Origin of the sequence: Pseudomonas extremaustralis, assembly GCF_900102035.1 — a bacterium.
Taxonomy (GTDB): Bacteria; Pseudomonadota; Gammaproteobacteria; order Pseudomonadales; family Pseudomonadaceae; genus Aquipseudomonas; species Aquipseudomonas extremaustralis.
This window is the reverse complement of the sequence record NZ_LT629689.1, coordinates 2,086,471-2,106,255: the sequence shown is the minus strand read 5'-3', so window position 1 is coordinate 2,106,255 and position 19,785 is coordinate 2,086,471. Positions and strand designations below refer to the sequence as shown.

The following is a 19,785-nucleotide window of genomic DNA, read 5'->3' as shown; positions in this document are numbered from 1 at the left end:
TTAAGAATCATATCTTCGGTTAAACCGGAAAATGGCGGCCCCATCAATGCCGCTCGGGAAATTGACAAGGTGCTTGTCCAGGACGGGCATCGGGTTGATGTATTGACGCTGGATGCGGACTTCGCTGTCGACTATCCGGGAACGGTGCACTTCACCGGGCCGAGCCGGTTCGGCTATGGCTTGAACGGCAACATCCGCCAATGGCTGGAACAGCACGCGCGGCACTACGACTTTTTCATCATCAATGGGTTGTGGCAGTACCACGGTTATGTCGCCCGCCAGGTGCTGAACAAGTTGGGCCGGCCATACATCGTGTATACCCACGGCATGCTCGACCCCTGGTTCAAGCGCGCCTATCCGCTCAAGCATTTGAAGAAGTGGTTGTATTGGCCGTGGGGGGAATACCGGGTGCTGAGGGATGCCAAGCGCGTGGTGTTTACCAGTGAGGAAGAGAAGATCCGTGCGCGCGAGTCGTTCTGGTTGTACCGCGCCAATGAAACGATAACCGCCTATGGCACCGCCAGCCCACCGTCCGACGACGTGCGCTTGGCCGAGGCTTTCGTCAGTGATCACCCGCAGTTGAAGGGCAAACGGGTGGTGCTGTTCTTGAGTCGGATCCATGAAAAGAAAGGTTGCGACCATCTGCTGCAGGCCTTCGCCGAGGTCGCTGGCCAGGATGAGCGTTTGCACCTGGTCATGGCCGGACCCGATCAAGGCGGCTGGGTGCAGGCGCTGAAGGCCCAGGCCGTGGCGTTGGGTATCGCCCATCGCGTGACGTGGCCGGGCATGTTGCAGGGCGCGGCCAAGTGGGGGGCGTTTTACGCGGCTGAAGTATTTTGCCTGCCTTCCCACCAGGAAAATTTCGGTGTGGTCGTGGCCGAGGCGCTGGCCTGCGGCAAACCGGTGCTGATCAGTAACAAGGTCAATATCTGGCGCGAAATCGAGAAGGACGCCGTCGGGTTTGTCAGCGAAGACACGGTGGCCGGCGCCGTGCACAACCTGCAACGCTGGTTGCAACTCGATGTGCCTGGCTACGGGCAGATGTCCGCGCGCGCCAAGGCGTGCTTTGCCGAGCGTTTCCATATCAGCCGTGGCGCCCAGCGCTTGCTGGAGATTGTGCGGGAGTGCCTCCCATGATTCTTCAAGGTAACGACCCGCATTGCTCGCCATCGTTTTCATTCGGACACCGGCTGCGCCGTCAGGCCTGGAATATGGTCTACGTGCTGCTGTTCCGGCCCAGCCCGCGCCCGTTTCATGCCTGGAGGGCGTTTTTGCTCAAACTGTTCGGCGCACGCCTGGGCAAAGGTGTGCACGTCTATCCCCGCGCAAAGGTCTGGGCCCCGTGGAATCTGGAGCTGGGCGACCACGTGGGGATTGCCGATGGCACCACCCTCTACAACATGGCGTTGATCCGGATCGGACGCTACAGCGTGGTTTCCCAGGGCGCCCATTTGTGTGGTGGCTCCCACGACTACAACAGTCGGAACTTTCAGTTGTATGCCAAACCGATTGTGCTGGGGGAGCACGTGTGGGTGTGTGCCGACGCGTTTGTCTCCCTGGGCGTCTGTATTGCCGATGGGGTGGTGGTGGGGGCCCGTTCCTTGGTGACCAAGAGCATTACGCAGCCATGGACCGTGCACGCCGGCCATCCGGCCCGGCAAATCCGTTTGCGTACACACCACTTGCAGGAGTCGACGTCATGACGCGCGAAACCGTCAGCGTAATCATCCTCACCTACAACGAAAGCCTGCACATCGCCCGGGCCATCGACTCCGTGCGTGCCTTCAGCGACGAAGTGCTGGTGCTGGATTCGTTTTCCACCGACGACACTTGCGACATCGCCCGCCGCCACGGTGCGCTGGTGGTGCAGCATCCGTTCGTCAACCAGGCCAAGCAGTTCCAGTGGGCGCTGGATCATTTGCCGATTACCGGCAATTGGACCCTGCGCCTGGACGCCGACGAGATCATCGAGGCCGACCTGGCTGCCGAGATCAATACGCGCTTGCCGACGCTGGCCAGCGACATCACCGGCATCAACTTCAAGCGCAAGCATATTTTCATGGGGCGCTGGGTGCGCCATGGCGGGCGTTATCCGTTGAAGATGCTGCGATTGTGGCGCACGGGGCTGGGGCGCATGGAGGACCGCTGGATGGACGAGCACATCTCGGTGGCCGAGGGCCGCACCGTGACCTTCGAGGGCGGGTTTGCCGACCATAACCTGCGGGACTTGACGTTCTTCACCGCCAAGCACAACGGCTATGCCACCCGTGAAGCGATCGAAGTGCTGAACGCGCGCCTGGGGTTGTTTGCGATCCGCGATGAATTGCATACCGGGCAGAGTTCGTTCCAGGCCAAGGCCAAGCGGCTGGTGAAGAACCGCGTGTATAACCGCGTGCCGTTCACCCTGAGTTCGACCGCCTATTTCTTGTGGCGCTACTTCATTCAACTGGGATTTCTCGATGGCCGCAGCGGCCTGGTCTATCACCTGCTGCAAGGCTATTGGTACCGCTTTCTGGTGGGCGCCAAAGTGCTCGAGCTGGAAACCGCCATTGCACATTTAAACGATAAGGAAGCCATTGTCCGGGAACTTTCCAAGTTGACCGGACATAACTTGAACCTGCCCACACCGAAGTAACTGAGCGTTTTTAACAAACACCCAAGTTTGGGTGTCGGCCTTCGCTCGCCTATCAATTGGGAGACAGACATGAACAAAGTTGCGCTTATCACCGGGATCACCGGTCAGGATGGCTCGTACCTGGCGGAACTGCTGCTGGAAAAAGGCTATACGGTGCACGGCCTCAAGCGACGTTCTTCGTCGTTCAATACCCAGCGCATCGATCACATTTACCAGGACCCCCAGGCCCTGCATAAAAACCTGATCCTGCACTATGGCGACCTGGCGGATTCGTCGAACCTGACGCGCATCATCCAGCAGATCCAGCCCGATGAAATCTACAACCTCGGCGCCCAATCCCACGTTGCCGTGAGCTTCGATTCGCCGGAATACACTGCCGACGTCGACGCCCTGGGTACCTTGCGCATCCTCGAAGCGATCCGTCTGCTGGGCCTGGAAAAGAAAACCCGCTTCTACCAGGCCTCCACCTCCGAGCTGTACGGGTTGGTGCAGGAAACCCCGCAAAAGGAAACCACGCCGTTCTATCCGCGCTCGCCTTATGCGGTGGCCAAGCTGTATGCCTACTGGATCACCGTGAACTTCCGCGAAGCCTATGGGCTGTATGCGTGCAACGGCATCCTGTTCAACCACGAGTCGCCGCGTCGTGGCGAGACCTTCGTGACCCGCAAGATCACCCGCGCCCTGAGCAACATTGCCCTGGGCCTGGAGCAGTGCCTGTACATGGGCAACATGGATGCCTTGCGTGACTGGGGGCATGCCAAGGACTACGTGCGCATGCAGTGGATGATGCTGCAACAGGACAGCCCCGAAGACTTTGTGATCGCCACCGGCGTGCAGTATTCGGTGCGTGACTTCATTCGCTGGTCGGCAGCGGAACTGGGCCTGTACCTGCGCTTTGTCGGCGCAGGCGTGGAGGAAGTGGCAGTGGTCGAGAAGATCGACGGCGACCTGGCGCCGGGCATTCTGGTGGGGGATGTGATTGTGCGCGTCGACCCGCGTTACTTCCGCCCTGCGGAAGTCGAGACGCTGCTGGGCGACCCGTCCAAAGCCAAACAGAAACTGGGCTGGACCCCGGAGATCAGTGCCCAGGAGATGTGCGCGGAGATGGTCCGTGCCGACCTGAAAATCGCCCAGCGCCACGCACTGTTGCGCTCCCACGGGCACGACACACCGATCGCCGTGGAGAACTGAGCATGGCACGTGATCTTGATGCACGGATCTTTGTCGCCGGCCATCGCGGCATGGTCGGTTCGGCCATCGTGCGCCGGCTGTGGGCCCTGGGGTATACGCAGATCCTCACGGCCAGCCGCGATGAGCTGGACCTGCTCGATGCGGCGGCGGTGCAGGCGTACTTCGCCCGGCATCGCGTGGACCAGGTGTACCTGGCGGCCGCCAAGGTCGGCGGGATTCACGCCAACGCGACGTACCCCGCCGATTTCATCTACCAGAACCTGATGATCCAGGCCAACGTGATCCACGCCGCCCACCGCCATGACGTGGAGCAGTTGTTGTTCCTTGGCTCCTCGTGCATCTACCCGGTGCACGCGCCGCAACCGATGATCGAAGCGGTGTTGCTCGACGGTGCGCTGGAGCCCACCAATGAACCCTATGCCGTGGCCAAGATCGCCGGCATCAAGCTGTGCGAAAGCTACAACCGCCAGCATGGTCGCGATTACCGCAGCGTGATGCCCACCAACCTGTATGGGCCTGGCGACAATTACCACCCGGAAAACAGCCATGTGATCGCCGCGTTGCTGCGACGTTTCCATGAGGCCACCCAGCGTGGCGATGAGGAAGTGGTGATCTGGGGCAGTGGCCGGCCTCGGCGCGAATTTCTTCACGTCGACGACATGGCGGCCGCCAGCGTGCATGTGATGGAACTGAGCCCCGAGCGCTACCGCGAGCAGACCCAGCCGATGCGCTCGCACTTGAACGTCGGCACCGGCGTGGATTGCACCATCGCCGAACTGGCCCAGGCCTTGGTACGGGTCACCGGGTTCAAGGGGCGTCTGCGTTTCGACGCGAGCAAGCCCGACGGCGCGCCGCGCAAGCTGCTGGATGTGAGCCGTATCAACGCTCTGGGCTGGGAGGCCTACGTGCCGCTCGAGGACGGTTTGCGCGATGCCTACAACGCTTATCTGGCCGCGCTCGAACAGCCTCGGGGCCACTGATGAAAATCCTCCTGTATGGCATCAATTACAGCCCGGAGCTCACCGGCATCGGCAAGTACAGCGGCGAACAGGCGCGCTGGCTGGCGGGGCAGGGGCATGAGGTCCGGGTGGTGACGGCGCCGCCGTACTACCCGCAGTGGCAGGTGGGCGCGGGCTATTCGTCGTGGCGTTATCGCACCGAACAGGACGACGGCGTCACCGTTATCCGCTGCCCGTTGTATGTGCCGCGCCAGCCCGGCACGTTGACGCGGTTGCTGCACCTGGTGAGTTTTTCCGCCAGTTCGTGCCTGGCGGTGCTGGGGCAACTGCGCTGGAAACCGGACCTGGTGATCCTGGTGGTGCCCACGCTGTTTTGTGCGCCCCAGGCACTGTTGCTGGCCAAGCTCAGTGGCGCGCGCTCGGTGCTGCATATCCAGGACTATGAAGTGGATGCGATGTTCGGGCTGGGGATCGGCGGCGGCTCATATGTGCGCCGCCTGGCATTTGCCATCGAGCGCTGGCTGTTGCGGCGCTTCGACCGGGTCTCGACGATTTCCAGCGGCATGCTCGACAAGGCCCGCGGCAAAGGCGTGAACGGCCAGCGCTTGGTGTTTTTTCCCAACTGGTCGGAAACCGCACGGTTTCGCCAGGTGCTGCGCAGCCACGCACTGCTGGAACGTTTGGGCGTGCCGTCCGGGGCGCGGGTGTTGTTGTACTCGGGGAACATCGGCGAAAAGCAGGGTCTGGAGCTGATCCTCGATGCCGCCCAGGCCTATGCCGATCGCGCGGACCTGGTGTTTCTGATCGTCGGCCAGGGCACCGGCAAGGCCCGCTTGCTGGACCGCGTACAACGCGACGGTCTGCGCAATGTGCTGTTTGCGCCCTTGCAGGCCTATGACGATCTGCCGGCGCTGCTGGCCTCGGCCGACGCGCATCTGGTGATCCAGAAGCGTGGGGTGGCGGATGCGGTGTTGCCGTCCAAGCTCACCAACATCCTGGCGGTGGGCGGCAACGCAATCATCACCGCCGACCCCGACACCACCCTCGGTCGCTTGTGCGAGGAACACCCTGGCATTGCGGTGTTGATCGAACCGGAGTGCGTCGCCGCGTTGAACGCGGGGATCGAACGGGTACTGGGATTACCCGTACGAAATAATGTGGCGTTGAACTACGCCAAGGAGTTCCTTGACAAGGAACACATTCTGCAACGTTTTCTGGCACAGGTTTGACGGGTATGTGGCTTGATTTACCGACCTTCAATACGGTCGTAACGTCGACGCCGTTGGTGGCGATCGACCTGGTGGTGCGCAACAGTCGCAACGAGGTCTTGCTGGGCCTGCGGCTCAATCGGCCGGCGTATGGTTACTGGTTCGTGCCCGGCGGGCGCATTCAAAAGAACGAACGCCTGGATGACGCGTTCCGGCGCATTGCGCGCGACGAATTGGGGCAGCCTTTTGAGCGCGCCAATGCCAGACTGCTGGGGGTGTTCGAACACTTCTACGATGACAGCGTGTTTGCCAATGCCGGTTTCGGCCCGGACACCCATTATGTGGTGCTCAGCTATTGCCTGGAGCTGGCCGACGATGAAATCCTGCAACCGCCCACGGAGCAACACCAGCAATTCCATTGGTGGCCCCAGGATGAACTGCGTATCAGCCCACGGGTGCATGAAAACACCCGTGCCTATTTCTGACTCTCTCTCCCAAGGATGCTCTCATGTTATTACCCGTGATCATGGCGGGAGGTTCGGGGTCACGTCTGTGGCCGCTCTCGCGGCAGCTGAACCCCAAGCAGTTCCTGCGCCTGACCGATGCGCACCTGTCGATGTTGCAGCAGACCATCACTCGGCTCGAAGGCGCCAACGTCGCCTTGCCGCAGTTGATCTGCAACGAACAACACCGCTTCCTGGTGGCCGAGCAATTGCGCCAACTGGACATGGAGCACGCAAGCATCCTGCTCGAGCCCGTGGGGCGCAACACCGCGCCGGCCATCGCGCTGGCGGCATGCAAGGCGCTGGCCGAGGCCGATGACCCGATCCTGCTGGTGCTGGCGGCCGACCACTTGATCGAAGATATCCCGGCGTTTCATGCCAGCCTGGAAGTGGCGCTGCCGCTGGCTCGGGACGGCAAACTGGTGACGTTTGGCATCACCCCCACCAGCGCCCACACCGGCTACGGCTATATCGAACAAGGCGCAGCGGTGGGCGAGGGCGGTTATCGGGTCCGACGGTTTGTCGAGAAACCCGATGAAGTCACTGCGGCGGCGTATGTGGCCAGTGGCGCGTATTTCTGGAACAGCGGCATGTTCATGTTCCGCGCCAGTCGCTACCTGCAAGAGTTGGAACGCTTCCAGCCGGCCATCCTCGAAGCCTGTCGCGTGGCATTGGAAGGCGGCAGCCAGGATCTTCCGTTTACCCGCGTACATGCAGCCACCTTCGCCGCGTGCCCGGACGACTCGATCGACTACGCGGTGATGGAAAAAACCGACGACGCGGTGATGGTGCCGTTGCGGGCCGGCTGGAGCGATATCGGCTCGTGGTCGGCGCTGTGGGACGCCAGTGAGAAAGACGCCGATGGCAACGTGATTCGCGGCGATGGGCTGGTCCTGGACACCCGCGACACCTACGTGCACGCCGACAGTCGGCTGGTGGCCACGGTAGGGGTGCAGGACTTGATCATCGTCGAAACCAAGGACGCGGTGCTCGTCGCCCACAAGGACCAGGTGCAGCAGGTCAAGGGCATCGTCGACCAGCTCAAGCAGGCCGGGCGCCAGGAGCATCTCAACCACCGCGAGGTGTACCGGCCCTGGGGCATGTACGACTCGGTCGACAATGGCCTGCGCTACCAGGTCAAGCGCATCACTGTGAAGCCGGGGGCCAAGTTGTCGGTGCAGATGCATCACCATCGCGCCGAGCACTGGATCGTGGTCAGCGGCACGGCCCGCGTCACCAATGGCGAGCAGACGTACCTGGTCTCGGAAAACCAGTCGACTTATATCCCCATCGGCCAGGTGCACGCGCTGGAAAATCCCGGGGTGATCCCCTGGAGTTGATCGAGGTGCAATCCGGCACTTATCTGGGCGAGGACGATATTGTGCGTTTCGAGGACAAGTACGGCAGGATCTGAAGTTTCCCGACAATTAATAACGTTTTATATAACTTGCGCCGCCGCAATGCATTGGCCGCCGGGCGCTTGGCCGGAAAAACGTTATTTTCAACTACTTGCACTGAACGTGACCGCGCTGGTGCGTTGTTTAGTTGGATGGCACTATCGGCCCGGCTACTCACTGACAATAAGGAGTCTGTTATGAGAACACCATTGGCTATCGTTTTGCTCAGTGTAATGAGTACTTCCGCATTGGCCGCCGAGTTGCCATTGTGGCTCGATACCACGGTGGTGGGGTCTGTGACGGTAGGTGAAACCCTGCTCGTCGGCAGTGCCCTCATCGCCGGCGTTGCCGCTGCTTCCAGCAGCGGCGGCAGCTCCAACGGCGGCACCACCACCGGTACCACAGGCACGACCGGCACCACCGGTACCGGCAACTAAGGTGTAAACCTTCCGCTTTCAGACCGCTTGGATTCCCCGCCCAAGTGGTCTTTTTTTCTTGTCGATTATCGCGAGTGTCCTAGCACCATGATGCGTATTTTTTCTGTGGCGGCCGTGGCCGCTGCATTGTTGCAAGGCTGCATGTTTGCCCCCGGTCAATATATGGATACCGCAGCGTTGACCGAAGAAGGCGGTGCTGAAAGTAGTCGCGTGGAGTTAATTCCAATTACACCGAAGTTATTGGCCATGGACGCGGCAACTCAAGTGCCTTATTCCATTGCGCCGGAATTATTGAACTATAAACCGGCGCCTTATCTGATCGGTGCCAACGATGCGCTGTATATCACCGTGTGGGATCACCCCGAACTGACTGCGCCTTCTGGCCCGCAGCAGCAGATCGACGCCAACGGCCGGCTGGTCAACCCGGACGGCAATCTGTTCTACCCCTATGTCGGCGAAGTGGTCGCCAAGGGGCGGACCCTGGCGGCGTTGCGCGTCGAAATCACCGAGAAACTGCGTCAATACATCGACAGCCCCCAGGTGGACATCAGCATCCTGCGCTTTGCCAGCCAACGCGTGGTGGTCACCGGTGCGGTGGTCAAGGCCGGGCCGGTGCCGATCACCACCACGCCGATGAGCGTGATGGAAGCCGTCGCCGCATCAGGCATCGACTCGAACAATGCCGACCTGTCGAACCTCACGCTCACCCGTGGCGGCAAGCGCTACATCCTCGACCTCGACACGCTCAACCTGGAGCAGTCGCGCCTGAACGATATCTACCTCAAGGACGGTGATCAGTTGTACCTGCCGTACAACGATCGCAAGCGCATCTACGTGATGGGCGAGGTCATGCAGCCTCGAGCCCTGACGTTCAAGACCCGCAGCATGAATCTGTCCGACGTGCTGGGCTCGGTGGGCGGCATGAACCAGAACACCGCCAATGCCGACGCCATCTACGTGATTCGCGGCGCGCAGCACATCGATGTGGAGCCGGCCAAGGTGTTCAAGCTCGAAGCCACATCGCCTTCGGCCATGGCCCTGGCCACGCGCTTTGATGTACAGCCCCAGGACGTAGTGTTCGTCGGCCCGGCCGGTATCACACGTTGGAACCGCGTGATCAGCCAGTTGGTGCCGTCCGCTTCGATCATCGGCACCGGTGCCTCCACTCAAAACAATCTGAGCGAAGCCAACAGCCGATAGGGTGGGACCTGCGTGAACAGTCTGAAAATCGCTACTTGTACGGGGTTGGCGTGGCTGTTGGCTGGCTGCAATCCACTGATGACGGCCTCTATCGATACCTTCAAAGCGGCCGTGACCGGGCCCCGGCCGCTGACATTGACCCAGGCCCAGGTCGACGCGGTGCCGTTTCCCCAGATCAAGGTCACTACGGTGTCCAGCGAAGGGGTGATGGCATTGATTCGCCAGCGTGGCGACCTGCAGTTCTGGGTCGCCTCCGGCAAGCAGGTGCTGCTGATGCGCGACGGCCTGGTCGTGCGCACCGTTGGCCTGGGCGTGGACCTGGATGGCACCCGTTGGCAAGGCCCGTCGCCGTTCGAGCAAGGCCTGCATCGCGTGCCGGACGGCTATCGCAGCACGCGCCGGATCGACCTGGTCGACGGCTATCGGCTGGGCATTGCGGTCACCAGTCGCATGACCCGCAAGGGCATGGAGACCCTGGAAATTCTCGACAAGCCCTACGCGCTGCTGCGGGTCGACGAAGACATTGAGGCCGAGGCCTTGGGCTTTACCACGCGCAACCGTTACTGGGTCGACCCCGCCAACGGTTTCATCGTGCACAGCGAGCAGCACCTCACCCCCCGCCTGACCTTGACCATCACCCAGCTACAACCGACCCGCAAGGACGCCCCATGACTGTTGGAAAACTCGCGGCACTGGCGCTGTTGTGCGGTTGCGCGCCGCTGTGCCTGGCCGCCGCCGTGTCGGTCAGCGGCCAAGTCGCTCATCCGGGCACGGTCGCCTTGCAGCCCGAGGCCCGCTTGCTTGATGTGCTCACTGCGTCGCAGCCGGATGCCCAGGGCTATTGGCTGGGAGCGGCCTGGTTGCATCAGCCGTTGCTGGAACGCCAGACGCGGCTCAAGGCCGGTGTCCTGTTCGACCTCGACACCCTGCGTCGCGTCGCCTTGGCCGCCGGACGCGAGGGCCGGGCCCGTGTGGCCACGCAGCTCTATGAACAGGTGCAAGCGCTGCCGGTGACCGGCCGCCGCCTCACACCGCTGGACCCGGTGGCGGTGGAAGTCGGCTTTGCGCCCAACCCGTCGATCAGCGCGGGCGATCGCCTGGTCTATCCGCCGCGCCCGGACTATGTGCGCGTGCTGGGCGCCGTCGCCACGGCCTGCACCCTGGCCTTCCAGCCGATGCAACGGGCTGGTGACTACCTGCGCGCCTGTCCGCCAGGGCCGCAGGCGGATGCCGACTACCTGTGGCTGATCCAGCCAGACGGCCACGTCACCCGCCTGGGCAATGCCCCGTGGAACCGTGAAGAAGGCGCGCCGCCCGCGCCCGGCAGCACCTTGTTGGTGCCGATCCGCAGCGACGACCTGGACCCGCCCACCCCCGAACTGAATCAGCAATTGGCCGAATTCATTGCCACCCAACCCCTGGCCGAGATCACGCCTTGAAATTATGTATTGCGGCCGTATTGCTGGTGCCCTGTGGCGTCGCACACGGCGATCCCCGTTACACCCAAAGCGATTTTGGCGGCGTCGGGCTGCTGCAAACCCCCACCGCACGCATGGCCCCCGCCGGCGAACTCAGCGTGAACGCCAACCGCACCGAACCTTACAGCCGCTACAGTTTTTCGATGCAGCCGCTGGACTGGCTGGAAGGCACCTTCCGCTACACCGCGATCACCAACCGTCCCTATGGCGCCGAATCCTTCAGCGGTAGCCAGAGTTACAAGGACAAGGCCGTCGATGCCAAAGTGCGTTTGTATCAGGAAAGCCATTGGTTGCCCGAGGTGGCCGTGGGGTTCATGGACCTGGGCGGCACCGGGCTGTTTTCCAGCGAGTACCTGGTGGCCAGCAAACGCTACGGCGACCTGGACTTCAGTGCCGGCATCGCCTGGGGCTACATGGGCAGTCGCGGTGATATTGGCAACCCGTTGGGGGCGCTGGATGACCGCTTCAACGAGCGGCCCACCGCCGAAGGCTCCGGCAGTCTCTCCAACGGCTACTTTCGCGGGCGGTCCGCGCTGTTTGGCGGCGTCGCCTACCAGACGCCCTGGGCGCCCTTGAGCCTCAAGCTCGAAGTGGAAGGCAACGACTACAAGAACGAACCGCGCAGCAACAGCTTTCGCCAGGATTCGCCGGTCAACGTCGGCCTGGTCTACAAGCTCGCCGACTCCATCGACGTGAGTGCCGCGTGGGAGCGGGGTAACACCGCCATGTTCGGCATCACCCTGCACACCAATTTCGTCAGCCGCAAGGCGCCGGTGAAAACCTACGATCCCCCGGCGCCCAAACTGCCCGAGAAGGCGCCGACCACGCCGATGGACCAGGTGGATTGGGCTGCCGTGTCCCAGCGCCTGCACGATAACGCCGGCTACAACGTGCGCAGCATCGCCCAGCGCGGGCCGGAGTTGTTGGTGTACGGTGAGCAGCAGCGCTATTTCTACAGCGCCAAGGCGGTGGGGCGCGCCAGTCGTATCCTCGACAACAGCGTCAATGACCAGATCGATTGGTTCACCCTGGTGAACGAACGCTATGCCATGCCGATCGAGGCCACCAGCGTGCCGCGCACGACCTTCCGCGAGGTGGTCAACAACCGCGAGGACTTGCAGGACCTGCACCGGCAAACCGAAGTCAACCGCGCCGATACCCCTGCCCAGACCGTGCTCTACACCCAAACGCCGAAACCCTTCGGCTACGGCCTGGGCCTGGGCTACAAGCAGAATGTCGGTGGCCCGGATGGCTTGCTCTACCAGATTTCCGCCGACCTCGACGCCGAGTACCGTTTCACCCGCAACACCTGGTGGAGCGGCTTGCTGAGCGTCAACCTGCTGAACAACTACGACGGCTTTACCTATGACGCACCCAGCGGCTTGCCACGGGTGCGCACCGACCTGCGCCGCTACATGACCACCTCCGATGTGACCTTGCCGACCTTCCAGCTCAACCACGCGGCGCGGCTGGACCAAGACTTATACGGCATGGTCTATGGCGGTTTGCTGGAGTCGATGTACGCCGGTGTCGGCAGTGAAGTGCTGTACCGTCCGATGGGCCAGGGCTGGGCCGTGGGGGCGGATCTGAACTACGTGCGCCAACGCGGCTTCGAGCAGGACTTCAGCCTGCGCGACTACCGCACCGTCACCGGGCATATCACCGGCTACACCGACCTGCCGTTCAACCTGCAGGGCGCCTTGAGCGTCGGCCGTTACCTGGCCAGGGATTGGGGCGCCACCCTGGATTTGTCGCGGGAATTCAACAATGGCGTGCGCATTGGCGCGTGGGTCACCCGTACCAACGTGTCCAAGCAAGACTTTGGCGAAGGCAGCTTCGACAAAGGCCTCTACCTGTCCATTCCGTTCGATGAGTTGATGAGCCTGTCGACCATGCGCCGCGCCAATGTGGTCTGGGCTCCGTTGACGCGTGATGGCGGGGCACGCTTGAATCGCGCCTATTCACTGCATTCGATGACCGATGGGCGCGACAGTGAGTTGTTCTACAAGAACATCGACAAGATCACCGAATAACACCTGAATCCCCTTGTAGGAGCGAGCTTGCTCGCGAAAGTCGTCAACGATGACTCGGGGCGCCAGGTGCCCCGCGGCATACTTGAGTTTTTCGCGAGCAAGCTCGCTCCTACATGCGGCTGGGGATCAGTAGATGTCTTTGGACAGCAGGGTGAACGGCGTCTTGACCAGGATCTTGATATCCAGCCACAGCGACCAGGTGTTGATGTAGCGCAGGTCGATATCCACGCGCTTTTGCATCTTCTCCAGGGTCTCGGTTTCTCCCCGGCAACCATTGATCTGCGCCAGCCCGGTGATGCCCGGCTTGATTCGATGGCGGGCCATGTACGCGTGGATTTTCCCCGAGTAAAAGTCGTTGTGCGCAATCGCATGGGGTCGTGGACCCACCAGGGCCATGGTGCCTTGCAGTACGTTGAACAACTGCGGCAGTTCATCGATGGAGGTGCGGCGGATAAACCGGCCCACGGGGGTGATGCGTGAGTCGTTGCGACTGGCCTGGCGTACCTCATGGTCGTCGTGCACGCGCATCGAGCGGAACTTCCATACTTTGATCACCTGGCCATTCCAGCCGTGGCGGTCCTGCTTGAAAATCACCGGGCCAGGGGAGGTGAGCTTGATCAACACAGCGAACAGCAACAACAGCGGGCTCAGTACGATGATCGCCAGCAGCGCCAGGGTTTTGTCCAGCAGCGCTTTGCTCAGGGCCGCCGTCGGGCGGCTGGTCAGTGGGCTTTCATTGAGGTAGATCGCCGGCAGCCCGTCCACTTCGGCCACGCAATGGTTGAGCAGCAGCATGTTATTGAGGTCGGGTACCCAGATCACATCCACGCTGATGTCCAGCAAGTTGAGGTACAACGCCTCGATGTGGGTGGCATCTTGCAATGAGTGGGTGATGTAGAGCCGGCGAATGCCATGCTGGCGGATCAGCTGCGGTAATTGCGGCAGTTCGCCGAGAATGGGCGAGGTTGCGCCTTCGGCGGCATCGGTGTGGCTGCCCACCAGCCCTACCAGCGGCGAGCGCTTTTGGCGCGAGAGGGTATTGGCCAAGTCCACCGCCAGTTTGCCGGTGCCCACGATCAATGACTTATGCCGCTCGTGAAGTTGGCGGTGGTAATACCGGGATAAACTATGCAGCGGTATATAACTCAGTGCCAATAATGGATAGCTGACGGCGGCCCACAGTAATAGCGTTTCCAACGGAAACAATGAACTGGCATTACACGCTGCCCCCACGATAAACAATATGCCAATGGTGAGCAGCCATCCCATGAATAAACGCCCCAGACCCACCGCATAGTCATCTTTCTTACTGTAGACATCACACAGGCTATAAGCCGGAAGCGAGGCCAGTATGGTAAAGGCGGCCAGCACTCGATAGTTATATTCAAGTTGTCCGGTCTTCCATAAAACCAACATAAATAATACGGCGACGACCAAACTCGATGCGAGTGTCCATTGGCCCCAGAACGTCAAACCCTTGGGGGTCAGGTTTCGATGCATTCTCGTGTTATTCAGCATAGTTCTGCTCCCGGTGGTGACCACGCACGTGGTGGCAGGATTTAAGAGATTAAAGGTATAAAAAAACAACGGGCGCGCGAAGTCGCGTGCCCATTGATAGTAATGAAGAGCAGGGGGCAATGGCTGACGAGTTATAACAGCGTCGAGCGCATATTCTTAGTGCTGGATGTTATAAAAGGGCAGGTACAAAAGTGTGATAAAAGGCAGGCTGAGTGTTAACGTCCAAGTTGTTTTTTTGTTTTATCGGCGCGACGGGTTGAGTTCCAGCGGTTTCTTGATTTTTTGCGTCAGGCAATAACCCCGGTTCCTGACGGCACGGAACAGGCGTTCACCGTCGTTGGCCCGCTTGAACTTATCCTGCAGTCGACTCAGGCACATTTCCAGCCCCCGGTATAAATCGGGTTCGCGGCCTATATTGCGGATCAACTCTTCTTTACTGACCACACGCTCTTCATGGTGCAGCATCTTTTTAATCAGCGCGGATTCAATGGTGGTCAAGGAAATACGCAGTCCGCCTTTGACCAATGCCCGGTCATGTTGAGTGAGCAGCCAGAAATCCTGCGGATGCAGGTGAGGTTTTTCGGTGCCTGTCTGTTCGGCGAGTGCTGGGTGATGCCGCGTGCTGTCATGATCCTTGGGCGTTGGCATTCTGGATTCTTGTCGTACCGTGTTGAACGGATGCGAGGGCAAGCTGATGCTGTGAGTAAAGATATAGGTGCTCAAACGCTGGCGGATCGGTTGCGGATCTCCGCCGTCGACGTGCGGGTGAGTGAGCAGTGGCGTGCCCTCGGCACCGTCCGCCATTGATGGCGCATTGACGTCGTAATAAAAGAAGTCAGCATTGGGCGTGAAGTCCGGCAGCCCGATGGCCGCAAGTTGCGAAGTAAAATCGTACTTCTTTAGGGAACTCATAGTGTCCACCGATCTCAGGAAGGTGAAATGGTCATAGGCCGTCAGCAGGGGAGTAATAACCGCCCTGAAAGTATTCAAAAGGCAGGTTCTTGGCCAGTAGCGCACTGTCGGCGAACTCGATGGTATCAGCGATGAAGCACACTCTGGACGCACTGATCAGCTCTAGCATGCGGTCATAGAACCGGTCGAACAGATCGGAACGCGTGTTGAGACTCAACCTGAGGGCAGAATCCGGGAAGGGCATCTTTATATAGTCGTAGAGCTTGAGATCAAGCAGCAGGTCTGCCGGCTTTGTATCGAGCCGGTAGTTATTGTAGGCCAGGGTGATACCGCACTGGTCTTTCAAGGTGTAGAGCTGGCGCACCATGGCCCGGCGTTCCAGCGGGCCGGGCAGGGCATCCAGAGGGTTGTCGAGACTGAGGGTGAAGGGCTGCTGTTGTTCTTCCAGTTCGCGGGCGGTCTGGATGATCGCTTTGAGCGTGCCGTTGTTCATCAAGGCGATTTGGCCAATGCGCAGAAACTTGTGGTTCAGCACCTGGGGCGCTCTGGGGCCTGGGCGGATATGCTGCAAGGCGGTGAGGCAGGCGCTATCGCGGTGCTCATCATTCAGGTCGCCCACTGTTCTGATTTCACTGCCCCATAACCCGTGGGCCCGGTCGACGATCGCCTGCCTGACGATCTTGACGTGCCTGTTTTCTGCCGGGGATATTTTTTCGCTATTCACGGTTCGACCTCTCCTTGACCGATTGGAAATGGCTGGCACAAATAAGGCCCTGGCTGAGTTTGTAACCATAACCGCGGATATTCTGGATGATGTTTTCCCCGTAGTGCGCCTTGATTTTGCTGCGCAAACGGCTGATGGACTTTTCCAGCGCCCTCGAATCGTAATACTTGGTATTAAGGCCCATGACGCCGGCAATCTCATTGTGACTAAGCAGCCGATTTTGAATGAGGGCATCCAGCACTCTCATTTCAACAAAGGATATTTCCAGCTTCTTGCCGTCACCGTACAGGCACATGCGATCCTGATCGAGTATCAGCGTGCAGTGATTGAACCGCGCACTGTCGCTGAGAAATGCATCGAACAGGCTTAATTTTTTTTCGGGGGAGGTTTCTGCGACCTTGGTACAGTAGTCCGCACCGGCCAGATAGTATTTTGTCTTGCTCAAGGTGGAGGCGAACGTGACGACGACGAATATCGTGCACTCCGGATTTTCATCTCGGGCTCTTTTTATTATGTCCAGGGTTTGACTACTGGCTGAGGGTGTATCGACTTCTATAATGATGGCTCGGTACTGGCCATGACTTTCCTGGGTGTCGATTAGTTGCCCGTAGCAACGTGTATCGACTTTTAAATCATTCGCTACAGTGCGAACTATTAGCTCCCGAAAATCCTCCGATTTCGATTGAGTCCGTGCAATAGCGAGGACATTGGAAAAATGCATCACCCTACTCCCTTTTCCGGCATGCAAGGCCGTCAGTTCAATCGCTGCTAGCGTTTAGATACTAATCGAATTGATTACGGGTAAACGTGACAAATTTTAACATTCGCACTTGGTTTGCACGAGAGAAGGGAGGCATAGAGGGATATAACGCGGGCGTGTGTACGGACTTACACACAGGCTAGTGCAAGTATTTAATCTTCGTTAAGTATTTTAGCCTCAACGGTTTTTTCGCTGCGCGGGGATTGGCCCTTTATTGTGTGCGGTTAAAAGGCCATCACCCAAGGCGCCCCGACAGCAGGGATATGATGCGACAGAGTGACGCTAATTAGTGTCAGGCGAAAAAAAACCGGCTGATCAGGCCGGTTTTGGGGAACCTCGCAAGCGTCGCAAGGTTAGGCGTGGTTGTCCAGCAGGCGATCGGCACCGCCTTCAGCCAGGCCACGTTCCTGCAGACGATCAGCGCCACCTTCAGCCAGGCCACGTTCCTGCAGACGATCAGCGCCACCTTCAGCCAGGCCACGTTCCTGCAGACGATCAGCGCCACCTTCAGCCAGGCCGCGCTCCTGCAGACGATCAGCACCGCCTTCGGCCAGGCCACGTTCCTGCAGACGATCGGCGCCGCCTTCAGCCAGACCACGTTGTTGCAGACGATCAGCGCCACCTTCGGCGACACGGCTGTCGATCAGGCGATCCGCACCGCCTTCAGCGACCACAGGGTGAGCGAAGGCGTTTGCAGCAAGTACCGAGAAAGCAAGGCTAAGCAAGATTTGGCGTTTCATGAGTGTGTGCTCCGAGTGTTTTAGTAGGGTGTTGCCGGGTATGGGTTTGATGTTACGCGTTGCATTTTTTTGGAGAACTTCATTGCAATGATGGTGACTATCGACGCCAGCGATGGCCCGTCAGGCAGGCCATCGTCAAGTCGCTCATGGCATCTGCGGCAGCTCGAGAGGGCGCAGGTCGAATACCAGCACCTCGGCGTCCTCGCCATGGCTCAAGCGGATCTGCCGCTCATCCCGCACCCGGGCGCCGTCGCCTTCCTGCAAGCGCTGGCCGTTGACTTCAACGCTGCCCCGCGCCACATGGATATAGGCATGGCGGTCCGGCGGCAGGTCCAGGGTCGCGGTTTCGTCAGCGTTGAACAGTCCGGCGTACACCCGTGCATCCTGGCGCACGCTCAGGGAACCATCGGCACCGTCCGGCGAGATGATCAGTTGCAAGCGCCCGCGTTTCTGCGCCTCGCTGAAATGCTCCTGTTGATAGCGCGGTTCGGCACCGGCCACGGCGGGCACGATCCAGATTTGCAGGAAGTGCACGCCACGGCTCTGGCTGTGGTTGAACTCGCTGTGGGCCACGCCGCTGCCGGCGCTCATCAGTTGCACATCGCCGGGGCGGATCACCGAACCGGTGCCCAGGGTGTCCTTGTGTTCCAGGGCGCCTTCGAGCACATAGGAGAAGATCTCCATATCGCGGTGCGGGTGCTGGCCGAAACCACGGCCGGCGGCGACGCGGTCATCGTTGATCACCAGCAGGTCGGAAAACCCCTGTTCGGCGGGGTTCCAGTAGTTGGCGAACGAGAAGGTGTGGAACGACTTCAACCAACCGTGATTGGCGGCGCCGCGTTCGGAAGCTTTGCGAAGGGTCAGCATGGTCTTGTCCTCAAGTGAGCGCGGTCTGCGGGATGCAGTGCGCCGGTGTTGGGAAAGAGATTACTGGTTACTGAAATGATCATTAAGAAGCTGAAATCTGAATAACTGTCGCAATCAGATTGACAATAAAAGGCATGCCATAATGCCGCCTGCCTTCTTCTTCCCGATGGACTCTTCCCTATGAACACCGTGGCCATGGCGCTCTTTCCGGATTTCCTGCTGCTCGACATGGCCGGACCGCTCGAAGTGTTTTCCGTTGCCAACCGCTACCTGCCGCCAGAGGCGCATTACCAGATCCTCACGATCGGCACCGAGCCGGGCCCGTTGCGCGCCTCCAATGGCGTGGTGGTGCACGCCGATCTGCTGCTGGAGCAGGCCCAGGACGCCTATGACTTATTACTGGTGCCCGGCGGGCCCGGTGCCTATAACGAATGCCATCCCGCCTTGCTGCCCTGGCTGAAAGACGCCGTACCCCGCGCGCGGCGCTTTGGCTCGATCTGCACCGGGGCATTCGTGCTGGGGCATGCCGGCTTGCTTGACCATCACCATGTCACCACGCACTGGCACTACACCGAGCGTTTGATCAAGGCCTTCCCCAAGGCCATCGTCGAGACCGACCGCATCTACCTGCAGGATGGACGGTTGATCACCTCGGGCGGGATCACCGCAGGCATCGACCTGGCGCTGTCGATCGTGGCCCAGGACCATGGCAAGGAAGTCGCGGTGGAAGTGGCCAAGGTGCTGCTGGTGGTGATGAAACGCCAGGGTGGCCAAACTCAGTTCAGCCCGATGACCGCCGCCGTATCGCCCCAGGAAACCGCGATCACCCGCGTGCAGAACCAGATACTGGCGCGCCTGGAGCAGCCCCATACCATCGACTCCATGGCCGAACTCGCCGGCCTGAGCCCGCGCCACTTTGCCCGGCTGTTTGCCAAGGACGTGCAGATGACCCCGATGGCCTTTCTGCAAGGCGCGCGTATCGACCGCGCGCGCCAGTTACTGGAAACCACCGACCTGCCGCTCAAGACCGTGGCCTTTCACGCAGGCTTTGGCAGCGTGCGGCACATGCGCGCGCTATTTACCGAAAAACTCGGCCTGAACCCGACCCAATACCGACAGCAGTTCAGTTAACGACAGGATGTCCGTCTGGCGCACTCGAATGTCCGTATCGCTCCCCGTGCCAGCATTGTCCTGTCATTGCCAGCTGGCAAGATAGCCACAAG

At 60.3% G+C, this 19,785-nt stretch carries 19 protein-coding genes and 1 pseudogene; 14 read left to right on the top strand and 6 right to left on the bottom strand.

The window, feature by feature from the left end; translation table 11 throughout:
* Positions 1–69 precede the first annotated feature (69 nt).
* The 13 genes and pseudogenes from BLR63_RS09790 to BLR63_RS09730 all read left to right on the top strand — a co-directional run bounded on the left by BLR63_RS09790 (position 70) and on the right by BLR63_RS09730 (position 13,041).
* Positions 70–1,137 carry a glycosyltransferase gene (locus BLR63_RS09790; RefSeq protein WP_231998154.1) on the top strand — a complete coding sequence of 356 codons (1,068 nt, stop codon included), beginning with the start codon at positions 70–72 and terminating at the stop codon, positions 1,135–1,137.
* On the top strand, positions 1,134–1,703 hold the full coding sequence (locus BLR63_RS09785) for an LbetaH domain-containing protein (protein ID WP_042946646.1): 570 nt from the start codon (positions 1,134–1,136) through the stop codon (positions 1,701–1,703). The genes BLR63_RS09790 and BLR63_RS09785 overlap by 4 nt, the downstream gene beginning before the upstream one ends.
* Positions 1,700–2,635, top strand: coding sequence for a glycosyltransferase family 2 protein (locus tag BLR63_RS09780; protein WP_010564334.1), 936 nt, complete (start codon positions 1,700–1,702; stop codon positions 2,633–2,635). The genes BLR63_RS09785 and BLR63_RS09780 overlap by 4 nt, the downstream gene beginning before the upstream one ends.
* A 69-nt stretch (positions 2,636–2,704) precedes the next feature.
* Complete coding sequence (gene gmd, locus BLR63_RS09775) at positions 2,705–3,826, top strand: GDP-mannose 4,6-dehydratase (RefSeq protein ID WP_010564335.1); 1,122 nt, start codon at positions 2,705–2,707, stop codon at positions 3,824–3,826.
* A 2-nt stretch (positions 3,827–3,828) separates the two neighbouring features.
* Positions 3,829–4,806 carry a GDP-L-fucose synthase gene (gene fcl, locus BLR63_RS09770; RefSeq protein WP_010564336.1) on the top strand — a complete coding sequence of 326 codons (978 nt, stop codon included), beginning with the start codon at positions 3,829–3,831 and terminating at the stop codon, positions 4,804–4,806.
* Positions 4,806–6,014, top strand: coding sequence for a glycosyltransferase WbuB (locus BLR63_RS09765; protein ID WP_010564337.1), 1,209 nt, complete (start codon positions 4,806–4,808; stop codon positions 6,012–6,014). The genes fcl and BLR63_RS09765 overlap by 1 nt, the downstream gene beginning before the upstream one ends.
* A 5-nt stretch (positions 6,015–6,019) precedes the next feature.
* A complete protein-coding gene (locus BLR63_RS09760) occupies positions 6,020–6,478 on the top strand; it encodes a GDP-mannose mannosyl hydrolase (RefSeq protein ID WP_010564338.1) in 459 nt (152 codons plus the stop codon).
* Positions 6,479–6,501: 23 nt separating this feature from the next.
* Positions 6,502–7,910, top strand: a pseudogene (locus tag BLR63_RS09755) (mannose-1-phosphate guanylyltransferase/mannose-6-phosphate isomerase).
* A gap of 180 nt (positions 7,911–8,090) precedes the next feature.
* Complete coding sequence (locus BLR63_RS09750; RefSeq protein ID WP_042946648.1) at positions 8,091–8,330, top strand: hypothetical protein; 240 nt, start codon at positions 8,091–8,093, stop codon at positions 8,328–8,330.
* Positions 8,331–8,417: 87 nt separating this feature from the next.
* Complete coding sequence (locus BLR63_RS09745; RefSeq protein WP_010564341.1) at positions 8,418–9,530, top strand: polysaccharide biosynthesis/export family protein; 1,113 nt, start codon at positions 8,418–8,420, stop codon at positions 9,528–9,530.
* A gap of 12 nt (positions 9,531–9,542) precedes the next feature.
* The gene (locus tag BLR63_RS09740) at positions 9,543–10,202 is read left to right on the top strand and encodes a YjbF family lipoprotein (RefSeq protein WP_231998153.1); all 660 of its coding nucleotides are present in this window, start codon (positions 9,543–9,545) and stop codon (positions 10,200–10,202) included.
* Positions 10,199–10,969 (top strand): capsule biosynthesis GfcC family protein, encoded by a 771-nt coding sequence (locus tag BLR63_RS09735; RefSeq protein ID WP_010564343.1) that lies wholly within the window; start codon positions 10,199–10,201, stop codon positions 10,967–10,969. The genes BLR63_RS09740 and BLR63_RS09735 overlap by 4 nt, the downstream gene beginning before the upstream one ends.
* Entirely contained in the window at positions 10,966–13,041 is a 2,076-nt protein-coding gene (locus BLR63_RS09730; RefSeq protein WP_010564344.1) for a YjbH domain-containing protein, read from the top strand. Before BLR63_RS09735 ends, BLR63_RS09730 begins: the two co-directional genes overlap by 4 nt.
* Before the next feature lie 126 nt (positions 13,042–13,167).
* On the opposite strand, the gene BLR63_RS09725 is transcribed toward BLR63_RS09730, so the two are convergent.
* The 6 genes from BLR63_RS09725 to BLR63_RS09700 form a co-directional block, all read right to left on the bottom strand.
* The gene (locus BLR63_RS09725) at positions 13,168–14,559 is read right to left on the bottom strand and encodes an undecaprenyl-phosphate glucose phosphotransferase (protein ID WP_042946650.1); all 1,392 of its coding nucleotides are present in this window, start codon (positions 14,557–14,559) and stop codon (positions 13,168–13,170) included.
* 240 nt (positions 14,560–14,799) lie between these two features.
* Complete coding sequence (locus tag BLR63_RS09720) at positions 14,800–15,471, bottom strand: winged helix-turn-helix domain-containing protein (protein ID WP_010564346.1); 672 nt, start codon at positions 15,469–15,471, stop codon at positions 14,800–14,802.
* A 31-nt stretch (positions 15,472–15,502) separates the two neighbouring features.
* Positions 15,503–16,195 (bottom strand): hypothetical protein, encoded by a 693-nt coding sequence (locus BLR63_RS09715; RefSeq protein ID WP_010564347.1) that lies wholly within the window; start codon positions 16,193–16,195, stop codon positions 15,503–15,505.
* The gene (locus tag BLR63_RS09710; protein ID WP_010564348.1) at positions 16,188–16,916 is read right to left on the bottom strand and encodes a winged helix-turn-helix domain-containing protein; all 729 of its coding nucleotides are present in this window, start codon (positions 16,914–16,916) and stop codon (positions 16,188–16,190) included. Before BLR63_RS09710 ends, BLR63_RS09715 begins: the two co-directional genes overlap by 8 nt.
* 392 nt (positions 16,917–17,308) lie before the next feature.
* On the bottom strand, positions 17,309–17,695 hold the full coding sequence (locus BLR63_RS09705; protein ID WP_078833891.1) for a hypothetical protein: 387 nt from the start codon (positions 17,693–17,695) through the stop codon (positions 17,309–17,311).
* Positions 17,696–17,839: 144 nt separating this feature from the next.
* Positions 17,840–18,562, bottom strand: coding sequence for a pirin family protein (locus BLR63_RS09700; protein ID WP_010564830.1), 723 nt, complete (start codon positions 18,560–18,562; stop codon positions 17,840–17,842).
* A gap of 180 nt (positions 18,563–18,742) precedes the next feature.
* Between BLR63_RS09700 and BLR63_RS09695 the strand changes: the two genes are divergently transcribed.
* Positions 18,743–19,693, top strand: coding sequence for a GlxA family transcriptional regulator (locus tag BLR63_RS09695; RefSeq protein WP_010564829.1), 951 nt, complete (start codon positions 18,743–18,745; stop codon positions 19,691–19,693).
* Positions 19,694–19,785 lie beyond the last annotated feature (92 nt).